The 11614-nt window shown below is 64.1% G+C and carries 15 protein-coding genes and 1 pseudogene; 9 read left to right on the top strand and 7 right to left on the bottom strand.

The genetic code is table 11. The features are described 5' to 3' along the window. A partial coding sequence (locus EN943_RS28730; RefSeq protein WP_164778425.1) for a serine hydrolase domain-containing protein occupies window positions 1-480 on the top strand: 480 nt, incomplete at its 5' end. An 11-nt stretch (window positions 481-491) separates the two neighbouring features. Here EN943_RS28730 and EN943_RS28725 read toward each other — a convergent pair. After that, complete coding sequence (locus EN943_RS28725; RefSeq protein ID WP_127415558.1) at window positions 492-1229, bottom strand: 3-keto-5-aminohexanoate cleavage protein; 738 nt, start codon at window positions 1227-1229, stop codon at window positions 492-494. A gap of 247 nt (window positions 1230-1476) precedes the next feature. Between EN943_RS28725 and EN943_RS28720 the strand changes: the two genes are divergently transcribed. After that, entirely contained in the window at window positions 1477-1671 is a 195-nt protein-coding gene (locus EN943_RS28720; RefSeq protein WP_024501638.1) for a hypothetical protein, read from the top strand. A gap of 54 nt (window positions 1672-1725) precedes the next feature. On the opposite strand, the gene EN943_RS28715 is transcribed toward EN943_RS28720, so the two are convergent. The 4 genes from EN943_RS28715 to EN943_RS28700 all read right to left on the bottom strand — a co-directional run bounded on the left by EN943_RS28715 (window position 1726) and on the right by EN943_RS28700 (window position 5228). Continuing rightward, complete coding sequence (locus EN943_RS28715; RefSeq protein WP_127415557.1) at window positions 1726-3843, bottom strand: EAL domain-containing protein; 2118 nt, start codon at window positions 3841-3843, stop codon at window positions 1726-1728. 131 nt (window positions 3844-3974) lie between these two features. Continuing rightward, a complete protein-coding gene (locus EN943_RS28710; RefSeq protein WP_013530742.1) occupies window positions 3975-4076 on the bottom strand; it encodes a hypothetical protein in 102 nt (33 codons plus the stop codon). A gap of 167 nt (window positions 4077-4243) precedes the next feature. Beyond that, window positions 4244-4780, bottom strand: a complete 537-nt coding sequence (locus tag EN943_RS28705; protein ID WP_206522823.1) for a hypothetical protein — start codon at window positions 4778-4780, stop codon at window positions 4244-4246. Window positions 4781-4901: 121 nt separating this feature from the next. Next, window positions 4902-5228: a DUF1330 domain-containing protein gene (locus tag EN943_RS28700; RefSeq protein WP_127383465.1), complete on the bottom strand. Its 327-nt coding sequence runs from the start codon at window positions 5226-5228 to the stop codon at window positions 4902-4904. 176 nt (window positions 5229-5404) lie between these two features. On the opposite strand from EN943_RS28700, the gene EN943_RS28695 reads away from it, so the two are divergent. Next, window positions 5405-6097: a helix-turn-helix domain-containing protein gene (locus EN943_RS28695; protein ID WP_127383466.1), complete on the top strand. Its 693-nt coding sequence runs from the start codon at window positions 5405-5407 to the stop codon at window positions 6095-6097. A 1-nt stretch (window position 6098) separates the two neighbouring features. On the opposite strand, the pseudogene EN943_RS38515 reads toward EN943_RS28695, so the two are convergent. Beyond that, window positions 6099-6278 (bottom strand): annotated as a pseudogene (locus tag EN943_RS38515) (XRE family transcriptional regulator); the annotation flags it as partial. Between the two features lie 86 nt (window positions 6279-6364). On the opposite strand from EN943_RS38515, the gene ada reads away from it, so the two are divergent. The 4 genes from ada to EN943_RS28665 all read left to right on the top strand — a co-directional run bounded on the left by ada (window position 6365) and on the right by EN943_RS28665 (window position 9336). Beyond that, a complete protein-coding gene (gene ada, locus EN943_RS28685; protein ID WP_127415560.1) occupies window positions 6365-7477 on the top strand; it encodes a bifunctional DNA-binding transcriptional regulator/O6-methylguanine-DNA methyltransferase Ada in 1113 nt (370 codons plus the stop codon). A 21-nt stretch (window positions 7478-7498) separates the two neighbouring features. Then, window positions 7499-7717 carry a hypothetical protein gene (locus EN943_RS28680; RefSeq protein ID WP_245476008.1) on the top strand — a complete coding sequence of 73 codons (219 nt, stop codon included), beginning with the start codon at window positions 7499-7501 and terminating at the stop codon, window positions 7715-7717. A 324-nt stretch (window positions 7718-8041) separates the two neighbouring features. Then, window positions 8042-8596, top strand: a complete 555-nt coding sequence (locus tag EN943_RS28670; protein ID WP_127415555.1) for a methylated-DNA--[protein]-cysteine S-methyltransferase — start codon at window positions 8042-8044, stop codon at window positions 8594-8596. Further along, window positions 8593-9336: a 2OG-Fe(II) oxygenase gene (locus EN943_RS28665; protein ID WP_127415554.1), complete on the top strand. Its 744-nt coding sequence runs from the start codon at window positions 8593-8595 to the stop codon at window positions 9334-9336. The genes EN943_RS28670 and EN943_RS28665 overlap by 4 nt, the downstream gene beginning before the upstream one ends. A gap of 24 nt (window positions 9337-9360) precedes the next feature. On the opposite strand, the gene EN943_RS28660 is transcribed toward EN943_RS28665, so the two are convergent. Then, window positions 9361-9960, bottom strand: a complete 600-nt coding sequence (locus EN943_RS28660) for a dihydrofolate reductase family protein (RefSeq protein ID WP_127415553.1) — start codon at window positions 9958-9960, stop codon at window positions 9361-9363. 98 nt (window positions 9961-10058) lie between these two features. On the opposite strand from EN943_RS28660, the gene EN943_RS28655 reads away from it, so the two are divergent. Together EN943_RS28655 and dinB are read left to right on the top strand one after the other, a co-directional pair. Further along, entirely contained in the window at window positions 10059-10475 is a 417-nt protein-coding gene (locus tag EN943_RS28655; RefSeq protein WP_127415552.1) for a helix-turn-helix domain-containing protein, read from the top strand. A gap of 116 nt (window positions 10476-10591) precedes the next feature. After that, window positions 10592-11614, top strand: a 1023-nt coding sequence (gene dinB, locus EN943_RS28650) for a DNA polymerase IV (RefSeq protein WP_127415551.1), incomplete at its 3' end; no start/stop codon positions are given.

The following is an 11614-nucleotide window of genomic DNA, read 5'->3' as shown; positions in this document are numbered from 1 at the left end:
AACGCGCCCGCCGACATCGCTTCGGGTGGCGAAATGTGGCGCATGGACGGCGTGCTCCCCTACTCCGACGAATTGCAGGATTCTTCCGATTCCTTCCCGTTCGGCGCCGCCTATGGCTGCGGCGACATGGTGTCGACGCCGTCCGACATGGTGAGCTTCATGCGCGGCCTGTTTTCCGGCAGAGTGCTGTCGCCGCCGATCTTCGCCGAGATGTTCGAACACCGCGTGCCAGCGAGTTTTCCGGGCACCCGCATGCGCGAAACCGGCGCCGGCATGTTCCAGAGCACCTACGCCGACCGCGCCTTCTACGGCCACCAGGGCAGCATTCCCGGCTACGTCGCCGTCATGCTGCACGATCCGGAGTCGAGCCTGACCATCGCCATGACCAGCAATGTCGGCTCCGGCAACCGGCTGTCCTTCCAGGCCAGCGGCCTGCATCCGGTGGTGGACAAGGCAATCCAGATCATTCTGGGATCATGACCTTCCAGCCGCTATTTCATTTTCTGACCAGGTTCTGAACCGCGAAAAATCGCCACGGCCGCAGCTACGATTTCCGCATTGTCCTTGGCTGCCCTGCCGTCAGCGAGCATCTTGCCGTCTTCCAGACCGACCCGTGTCGACCAGCGCTTGCGATACGCAAGCTCGACGAGGGGCCAGACAGTTGTGTCGACGCCATGCAGCAGGAGCGGCCGCCGTACCCCGGCGCGTTCGAGCACGGCGGCGATGCCATGCGCTTCGTCGAGTGCAGCGGACAGATCGGGGATGTCGATCTCGATCAGGATGCGCAGCACCTGGTCGTGGCCTGGAAGCGCCACGAAGCGCTCGGCATCGGCGACGACGGCAAGCCCCGCCTCGATGCCGACACCACGCTGGCGCAGCAGCTCCATCACGGCGGGCGCATCCGGTTCGGACAGGTTGACCGAAGCATAGTCGGGCAGTTCCCGCCAGCCGGCGATCGCCGCGCGGGTCCGCTCGACGTCGTTCTCGATCCAGGCGCCGGTCGACACGCCAACCAGTGTTCCCGGGCAGGTCCGGCGCACCGCCAGCACGGTGGCGTCCACGGCTGCCAGGCTTTCGCGCCCGTCAGTGCCGCGCGGATGGATATGCAGTTCGGCCGCTCCGGCGGCGACGCAGGCTGCCGCATCGCTGGCCATTGCCTGCGCGTCGAGCGGCAGCCTTGGATGAAAATCGCGCACGCGCGCGCCGTTGATGCAGGCCTGGACGATCATCGGTCTCACCTTGCGCAGGAAACTGACAGTCTAGTCACGCGGCAAGGCACCGCAAAGAGTTGGGTCCCTTCATTCCTGACAAGGAGGGCGTAAAGCTGCCAATCTCCCCTCGTGGGTTGATCATCAATTCCACCGTTGCGCCTCCCACAACATTCAGCGGCATTTGAATAAAAACTACTTGTGGATATTTACCCGGCGTTCCCTCGTCTGCGGCAAGGTCTTTTAGGGCGGGATCATGGAGGGACCATTGACCAGCGATTTTTCAGCCGCCCGCATCCACCTCGAACGCGCCTATCATTATCTGCAGGGCAATGACGAGACGAGTCGCGCGGCCTGTGACGCGCTCGATCTGTTGATCGAAGCGGTGACGGAGGCGCAGCACAGGCGACCCGAGGCTGGAGTGCTGGAGTTTCCGCAATCGACGGCGCGGCGAACCGGATAGAATGTGTCGAGTTTCAGGCCAGTCCGGCCTGGCCTGAAACTCGCCGCACCCGGATCACGATGCTTTGCGGGCCCCCGCTACCTTGGTCGCACGCGCGACAATTCGCTCCAGCGGCTCCGGCCGGTGCAGCAAAAATCCCTGGCCGAAGGCGACTCCCATGTCGCTCAACATGGCCAGCGTGTCCTGCCGTTCGATCTTCTCACCGACCACGTCGCAGCCGAGGCTGCGGGCAATGCTGGTGATGGCTAGCACGATCTCGCGGTCGAAGCGGCTTTGCGTGATGTGTTCGATGAAGGAACCGTCGATCTTGATCGTGTCGACGGGGAACCGCCGGAGATATTCGAACGAGCTCATGCCGGCGCCGAAATCATCGAGGCTGACCCGGCAGCGCCGCTCGCGCGCCTTGCGCACGAACTGTTCGGCGGCGTCGAAATTGGTGACGGCGGCGGTTTCGGTGATCTCGAAGCCGATGCCCGAATGCGGCGCCCCGGTTTCTTCTATGACGCTGTCCACGAAGTCCCAAAGCTGCGGATCGCTCAGCGTCTGCGCCGACAGATTGAAGCCAAGCGTCAGCGCCCCCGAACGCAAGGCGGCACCATGCCGCGACAGCGCGGTGCGGATGATCCAGCGGTCGAGCCGCGACGCGATGCCGAACCGCTCGGCCACCGGGATGAACTCGCCGGGTGGCACCAGCCGGCCGTTGCGTGCGGCAAGCCTGGCCAGCACCTCGACATGGCGGCTTTCCTGCCAGGGCCGGCCCAGAAGATGGATTTCCTGGCCAAACAGCTTCAGCCTTCCGTCTTCCATGGCATCGACCGTATCGGCGACGACGCGCGCCGCGTTGAGGCCACCCGAACCCGATGCCGTATCGGTGGAGAAGACGGCAAATCGGTTTCGCCCGGCGGCCTTGGCCGCGTAGCAGGCGTCGTCGGCGCAGGCCAGCGCGTCGGCCACCGTCGTGTTGGCGTCATCGACGAAAGCGATCCCGATCGAGGCCGCCAGCTTGCGCGACGTGGCCGTCGATCCTAGTTCGGCATCGCGAACCGCGGCAAGTACCGCGCCGGCCAGCCGCCCGGCCTGCGCCGCATCGCAATTGGGCATCAGCAGCGCGAACTCGTCACCGCCCAGGCGCGCGGCATGCGCCGTCGCGGGAAGGCAGCCCAGAATGCCTTGGGCAACGCTTTTCAGTGCCAGGTCGCCGGCTGCGTGGCCGGCAAAATCGTTGAGCGCCTTGAAGTAGTCGAGATCGATATAGAACACGGAAAGCGGCAGCAACTGCGCGGCCGCGATATGATCGGCCAGCAGCCGGTCGAACGCGGCACGGTTCAAGAGACCGGTGAGCGCATCGTGGCGGGCCGCATAGGCAAGCTCCTGCTCGCGCTGCTTGTCTTCGGTGATGTCGCGCACAGTACCCAGGATCTGCCCCGCCAGCCGGCGGTCCGGGATTTGCGGGTCGGCGATGAAGCGCAGCAGAGATTCTATGTGCCGGACCTCTCCGTCGCGCCGGACGATGCGGTACTGCACGGCGGTGACCTTATCCGTTTCGAGCGGCACCAGATGCGCGCGCGACGCGGCCTCCTTGTCGTCCGGATGCAGATAGCCGAACCAGTGGTCGCGCTCGACTTCGGCGGTGTCGGAGACAAGCCCGAAAATCTCCCTGGTGCGTTCGTCCCAATAGCTTTTGCCGGTGGCGAGGTCGTGGTGCCAGATGCCGGTACCGCTGGCGGCGAGCGCCAGGCGAAAGCGCACATTGACCTGCTCGAGTTCGGCTTCGGCGGCCTTCTGCCTGGAGATGTCGGTCTGCACACCCATCAGCCTGAGCGGCTTTCCCATCGCGTCGCGCTCGACGACGCCGCCGCGATCGAGCACCCACACCCAGTATCCCTGCTTGTGCTTCAGCCGCAATTCGGTCTCGATGGCGTCGGTCAGGCCGGCAATGTGGCGGTCGCCGCTGGCCAGCGCCCGCTCGCGGTCGTCGGGATGGGTCAGTTGCAGCCACAGGTCGCTGGTGTTGGCAAGTTCGCTCTCATCGTAGCCCAGCATCCGCGCCCAGGTCGCGGAATAGAAACAGTCGCCGGTTACAAGATCCCAGTCCCAGACGCCAAGATGGGCGCGCTCCAAGGCCTTGGCCCAGAACGTTCCATTGCGACTTTTCTTGCTCTGACGCGCCATCGTCTGCTTCGCCTGCTCCACCGCGGCGCAATCTGCGGCAAAACCAGAGAAGAAACAGTTACCGCGGAGTGACGACGTCTGATCGGGAGCCCCTGTTCATCAAGGCCGTACGGAACTACCCTCGGCAGCCGTCAATTTCCCCAGGTCGACGACACGACATTGCCCGCCGTCACGCCGGACAGCCTTTCGCGCTTTTCGAGCCTCGGCTTTTCGTAAGTCTTCTTCATTGCCATCGCCTTCTCCTGTGGCCATCCGATTTCCAGGGTCTAGCTGAGGCGGGGCAGCCAGGCTTGGGCTCACCGGAACAGGGTTCCGGTCCAGGCGGCCCTGCCCGGCGCCGAACCCGCCTTTTCGATTGGCCGGCTGGCCAGGCGGCGTCAATGCCGCCTGGCCTCATTGCTTACTGGCTCGGCGCCATTGCGTGCTCGCATGACACTTTCGAGTTCATGTCGGCGAACGTACCTGTCGGGTTGCCTTTCCAGGCCCAGACATGCAGCTCGTAGAATTCACCCAGGCCATAGCGGTTGGGGGCGCTGTTGAAGTTGAACAGCTGGCCGTCCAACGATGCTGGTCCTTTCGAAGTGATGTACTCGACCGCCACCAGCTTCAACGCGCCATCGGCCATCGGCTCGTACATCACAGCTTCGGGACGGGCGATGTCGATCTTGTCGTCCTTCAGATACCGGCCGTTGACATAATGAATGCCCATGGCGCCGCCGGTGATGCCGCTGGCACAGGGAATAGGCGAATAGCCCTCTGATACCGCTGTCTTGACGTCGACGAACCGGCTGTTGGCAGCCCGCACCTTGTCGGCCAGCGGGTTGGAGCCGGAGGCAGCTTCAGCCGGCTCCTGATGCGCCTGCGCGAGGGTAGTGCAGATTGCCAGCATGGTCCCCGCCATAAGAAGTCCGCTGCGAAAGTTTGATGTCATCTTCATTCCATTCTTCTTGAAAAAGCACAGCTGGCCGGCCGCCGAAAATACGGAGGCCCGGCAGGCAAGCGCTGTGGCTGTTGTTGCTTGGAGATCCCGAAATCGATGCGACGACTACGGGGAAGGATCATCCCTTCGGCAGATATGGGATCGTTCCGGCCAGATCGGTGTTGTCAATCATCTGGAAACGGCTGTCGCTGCCGCCCTGACGGGCCGACACGAAGGGCGCGTAGGCAGGGTCGGTGGTGAAGGCGCGCGCCGCCGCCTCCGACGGGAACGCCATCAGCGCGATCAGCGTGGTATCGAGCGGCTTGCCTTCAAGCGTTTTCACATTGCCGCTGCGCGACAGATATCTGCCGCCATGCTTGTGGACGAGATCGTGCACCGAGGCGGCGTAGGCCGGCACCCACTGCGGGTCGTTTATCTTGATGTCTGCGATAACGTAGGCGGTCATGGTAGTCTCCTGGTGGCGGTGCACAGGGGTATCCCGTGCAACCGGCCAAAGGGCTCGCATGGCAAGGCACCCGCCAACCAGTCCGCGATCTGTACCGGGGCAGTACAGTTTCCGTACTGGCCGCTTCATTCATGAAGGCCTAATATTCGGTCAGGTTTGAGGGAGAGGCACCAATCATGAGCCAGCATGGATACAAACAGTTCTGCCCGCTATCGATGGCCGCCGAGGTGCTGTGCACCCGCTGGACGATGGTGCTGATGCGTGAACTGGTGGCCGGCTCGACCCGCTTCAACGACCTGCGCCGCGGCGTTCCCAAAATGTCGCCGACGCTTCTGTCGCAACGGCTGAAGGAACTTGAGATCGCCGGGATCGTCGAGCGCAAGGAAGTGCCGGGCGAAAAAGGCATATCCGAATATCGGCTGACGGAGGCGGGCCGGGATTTGCGCCCGGTCGTCGAGGCAATGGGCTTCTGGGGGCAGAAATGGGTCGAGTCCCGGCTGTCGCTGAAGAATCTCGATCCGTCGCTGCTGATGTGGGACATGCGGCGCAATCTGAACCCCTCGCCGCTGCCCGAGGGGCGTACGGTGATACAATTCCTGTATCAGGACCTGCCGGCATCCAAACGCTCATGGTGGCTGATCGTCGAGAAGCACGGTGAGGTCGATCTGTGCTGGTACGATCCGGGCTTCGATGTCGATCTCTACGTCTCGACCGACCTGCACACGATGACGGCGATCTGGATGGGATTGCTGACCGTCGAGAAGGCCGGTGCGAAAATTGCCCTGACCGGCGACCAGGCCATCGGCAGGAAGATGCAGACCTGGCTCGGGCTCAGCCCGTTCGCGGTCGAGCCCAAGCGCGCGGCTTAGGAGGGCTGGGGGCTTCGATCGGATAATGCTCATCCTCATAAGCCTCGATCAGAGTTGCAAGAAGGTCGAAGCGGTCATCATCGACAGAGCCGACCTCCGGCTCATTCTCGAAATATCCGGTGATTTCGGCGATCGCCCAATCGTAATCGGCTTCGGTCCTAATGGGTCGAATGTTTTCCATCACACCTTCTCCGGATCAATCTTGTCATATTCTTGTTGGCAAGAAACGGGTGGCGGGGCCTTCCTCCAGCGGCTTCAATGCGGCTCATGTTCATCACCCTGGCGAAAAATCTGAAATCCGCGCCGCTGCCGGTCGCCGACGATCCGCGCTGGGCACGCATTGTTGCGCGCGACAAATCGGCCGACGGCGAATTCTGGTATTCGGTGGCGACGACCGGCGTCTATTGCCGGCCTTCCTGCCCATCGCGGCGCGCCAATCCGAAAAATGTGCAGTTGCACGACACGCTGGACCAAGCACGGGCGACCGGCTTTCGCCCGTGCCTGCGCTGCAATCCGGATGGTCCGTCGCTCGAGGCCGGCAACGCCGCAATGGTCGCCGCTGCCTGCCGCAGGATCGAGCAGAGCGAGGAAGAACCGGCGCTGGCTGAACTGGCTGATGCCGCCGGCCGCAGCACCGGTTACTTCCATCGTATCTTCAAGGCGGTCGCCGGGCTGACGCCGAAGGACTATGCCGCCGCGCACCGCGCCGCCAGGGTCCGCCAGGGCCTGGAGGACGGCGCCAGCGTGACGACGGCGATCTACGATGCCGGTTTCAACTCAAGCGGACGCTTTTACGAGAAATCGACCGGCATGCTCGGCATGACGCCGACGCGCTATCGCGCCGGCGGCACCGATGAAGAGATCCGCTTCGCCGTCGGCGAGACCTCGCTCGGCGCCATCCTGGTCGCGTCCAGCCAAAAGGGCGTCGCCTCGATCCTGCTCGGCGACGATCCCGACGCGCTGGTGCGCGATCTGCAGGACCGTTTCCCCAGGGCACGGCTGATCGGCGGCGACCGCGACTACGAGGCGCTGGTCGCCCGCGTCGTCGGTTTCGTCGAGGCTCCGGCGCTCGGTCTCGATTTGCCGCTCGACGTGCGCGGCACGGCGTTCCAGCAGCGCGTCTGGCAGGCCTTGCGCGACATCCCCGCCGGCCGCACGGTTTCCTATGCCGAGATCGCGCGGCGCATCGGCGCGCCGAAGGCGACCCGCGCCATCGCCGCCGCCTGCGCCGCCAACAATCTTGCCGTCGCCATTCCCTGCCACCGCGTGATCCGCAAAGACGGCGCCCTGTCCGGCTACGCCTGGGGCGCTGAGCGCAAACGCGCGCTGCTCGACCGCGAGGCGGCGTCCGACAATGCCAACCGATCGATGCGGGCCTGACGAGGACCGGCAATGCGCGCGATGGCAAGGTCTCCCAGCACCGATGCGACCAGCGAGACCGAAGCTGCCGGCAGCCGCCGCGTTCCTGATGCGAAATCACGGGTGACAACGGCCATCGGCCAGCTGGTCGAAGACGGCAGAGCCGAATGGAGACGCACCGCAACCGGCGATATCGAGCTGCGGCTTTTGACGGGTGAGGTGTTCGTGCTTGGGGAGATGTTCGTCACGCGTGTTGCGTGAGCGTCCATGAGCGAAGTGCGAACGGTTCAAAATCAGCGCTCTACGGCGCCCCCCTCTGTCCTGCCGGACATCTTCCCCACAAGGAGGGAGATTTGCAGTTCCGGCGCCGGCTCTCGTCCTGCAACGTTGGAGTTTGGCGAAGGCCGTGATGACAGCCAATCTCCCCACTCGTGGGGGAGATGTCCGGCAGGACAGAGGGGCGCGCCGTAGAGCGCATACCTTTCGCCGTTCAGGCCGCTGAGATTTGAATTTGAAAGCAAGCATCGGAGTGAGCGCCAACCAGCACGCGACTAGGGTTCAGGCACAGACAAAGGAGTGAAGGCAATGAACCTTATACAAACCCAAATGGCCGCGTCGGCGGCCGTCCACAACGCCCTCTACACCATCACCTACGCCATCGGCCAATCCGCGATCGGCAAAATCCTGGCGGCGCGCAGTCAAGTCGGCGTCTGCGCCATCCTGATCGGCGACGACGCCGAGGCACTGGAGCAGAACCTCGCCGACCGTTTCCCCGGCAATATGCTGGTCGAAGACAAAGCCACCTTGCGCGACGATCTCGCGGCAATAGTGCGCTTCATCGAGACGCCCGGCGGCGGCCTCGACCTGCCGCTCGACATGCGCCATGGCACGCCATTCCAGCAGCGTGTTTGGGACGCGCTGCGTTCGATCCCGTGCGGTGCCACCATCACCTACACCGCGCTCGCCCGGCGTCTCGGCCAGCCGAACGGCGCCCGCGCCGTGGCGACCGCTTGTGCGGCCAACGCGATTGCGCTGGGCATTCCCTGCCACCGTGTTGTCCGCGCCGACGGCACGCTGTCGGGCTACCGCTGGGGCGTCGAGCGCAAGCGCGCTCTGATCGACAAGGAGGCTACGATATGAATGCCCATGCCAAGGTTGCCGCATCGGCGGTTGAAGCTGCTCAGACACGTGTTGCCGATTACGACTGGCCCGCCCTTGCCGCCGAACTTGACGGCTTCGGCTGCGCGATGATTGAAAAGCTGCTGTCGCCCGAAGAGTGCCGACAGATCGCCGGCCTCTATCCCGAGGAGAAGCATTTCCGCAGCCACATTCATATGGCCAGGCACGGCTTCGGCAAGGGCGAGTACCGCTACTTTCGCTATCCCTTGCCCGACCTCCTGGGCGGCCTGCGCAGCGCGCTCTATCCCAGGCTGGCCGAGGTCGCCAATCGGTGGAACGAGCGCATGGGGCAATCCATGCGCTACCCCGCGACGCATGCCGCGTTTCTCGAACAGTGCCATGCGGCCGGCCAGACGCGGCCGACGCCGCTGTTGCTGCAATATGTGCCCGGCGACTTCAACTGCCTGCACCAGGACCTCTATGGCGACCTCGCCTTTCCGCTGCAGGTGGCGATCCTGCTCTCCGAACCGGGCCAGGATTTCACCGGCGGTGAGTTCGCGCTGACCGAGCAGCGGCCGCGTATGCAGAGCCGGGTCGAGGTGGTGCCGCTGCGCCAGGGCGACGCCGTTGTCTTTGCCGTCCACAACCGACCAGTGCAGGGCACCAAAGGCAATTACCGCGTCAATCTGCGCCATGGCGTCAGTCGGCTGCGCTCAGGCATGCGCCACACGGTCGGGATTATTTTTCACGATTCGAAGTGAGCAGGGAGAAGATGGCGGTTCCCCTCACCCCGCCGGCGCATAGCGGCTGACCACCATGCCGCAGGCATAGGCCTTCGAGCCGAGCAGCCGCAGGTTTCTAAAACCGCCCTGATCAAAAATCCGGCGGCCCGCACCCAGCACCGCCGGGTTGATGAAAAGCTGGAACTCGTCGACCAGCCCGGCCGCAATCAGCGTCGACGCGAAACCGGCGCCGCCGAACACCGCCATGTCGCCGCCCTCGCCCGCTTTCAGCGCATTGACTTCGCGCGGCAGGTCGCCGCCGGCCACGCTCGTGCGCTCCCAAGCCGGCTCCCAGGCCGATTGCTTGAGCTTGTTGCTGAGCACCACCTTGCGGGCGTCGACGATGCGCTGCGCAAAGGCGTAGAACGGATCGCGCGGAAACTTCTTCGCCGCATTGCCCCAATGGGTGAGATAGCCCTCCTGCGCCATCTTGCGGCTGAGCAGGATGGTATCGACGTTTGCGAAGACAGCGTTGAAGTCCTGCTTCAGCGCATCGTCCCAGGCGCTCTCGTCGCCCCATTCCCAGAGCTGCCAGGGATGGTCCTCATTGGCGCCGACAAAGCCGTCGACCGACATCTGCATCTGCAGGACCAGCTTTTTCACCGTCATTCTCCTCCATCGCAAAACAGTTTACATTTGGAACCGTTGACGCAAGGCCAGAACGATGTCAATAGTAAAGTGATTTAAAAACGGAACCATAGATGTCGACGCGCGAAAAGTCCGGCTGCCCGATCAACCTGTCGCTCGAAATCATCGGCGACCGCTGGACGCTGCTCATCATCCGCGACATGGTCTTCGCCGGGAAAAAGCACTTTCGCGAATTCCTGCAATCCGACGAAGGCATCTCCTCGCGCACGCTGGCCGAGCGACTGCAAACGCTTCAGGAGGAAGGCATCCTCACCAGAAGCGACGACCCGACGCATGGCTTAAGAACGGTCTACCGGCTGACCGAAGCAGGCATCGACCTCTTGCCGGTGCTGGCGACGCTCGGCGCCTGGGGCAGCAAGCACCGCAAGGCCGACGACAAGCTGGCCAGGAATGCCGACGAGTTGGCGGCAGGCGGCGGAGCGGCGCTGGAAAAGATGAAAGCGGCGCTGCGAGCGGAGCATATTGTCTAGGCGGTTGCGCTGTTTTCCTTCTCCCACAAGGGGGAGCTTTCCACAGCTTGCTTGACAACGACCCACCTTTGTTCTTTATTTGTTCCAATCTATCAGCAACTGCGGATGTGCGGTCGATGGAAACGACAGCCACCATCCTGCATGCCGATCTCGACGCTTTCTACGCCTCTGTCGAGCAGTTGCTCGATCCGTCGCTGCGCGCCAAGCCGATCGCCGTGGGCGGCGGCGTCGTGCTCGCCGCTTCCTATGAGGCGCGCGCTTTCGGCGTGCGCGGCGGCATGCCAGGGCGCAAGGCGCGCGAACTCTGCCCGCATTTGATCTTCGTCGGCGGCAATTTCAGCCATTACCAGCGGCTGGGCGATGCGGCGATCAAAGTGCTCGATGATTTCACCCCGGTGGTCGAGCGCATCTCCATTGACGAGGCCTTTGCCGACGTCGCCGGCTGCACGCATCTGTTCGGTTCCCCGCAAGAGATCGCCACGATCATCCGCCGCCGCGTGCGGGCCGAACTCGGCCTGCCGATCTCGATCGGCGTGGCGCGCACCAAGCATCTGGCCAAGATCGCCTCGCAGGTCGCCAAGCCCGACGGGCTGGTGGTCGTCGAACCCGGCACCGAGCTCGCCTTCCTGCATGATCTGCCGGTAGGTCTGATGTGGGGCGTTGGCCCGGCGACCAGAGCGAGACTGGCCGAGATCGGCGTCGAGACCATCGGCCAATTGGCCAGGACGCACAGCGGCGCGCTGGCGCGCCTGCTCGGCCCCGCCGCCGGCGAAAAGCTCGCCGCATTATCCTGGAACCGCGACCCGCGCAAACTGGAGACCAAGCGCCGCGCGCACTCGGCCGGCGCCCAATCGGCGCTTGGCCAGAAGCCGGCCGTGGCACGGGTCATCGTGCCGACACTGCTGCATCTGGCCGACCGCGTCGCCAGCCGGCTGCGCGCCAAGGCAAGGCCCGGCCGCACGGTGACGGTACGCGTGCGCTTTGCCGATCTCCGCGCTGTCACCCGTTCGATCACGCTTGACCAGCCGATCTCGGCGACCGCGATGCTGGCCGAGATCGCCGGCGATCTGGTGCGCGGCGTGCTTTCCGACAACCCACAGGAGAAAACGATCTCGCTGCTGGCGATCTCAGTCTCGCAT

The sequence above is a fragment of the Mesorhizobium sp. M7A.F.Ca.US.006.01.1.1 genome (assembly GCF_003997935.1).
Taxonomy (GTDB): Bacteria; Pseudomonadota; Alphaproteobacteria; order Rhizobiales; family Rhizobiaceae; genus Mesorhizobium.
The sequence above is the reverse complement of the archived record's forward strand: the minus strand, read 5'-3'. Positions and strand labels throughout refer to the sequence as shown.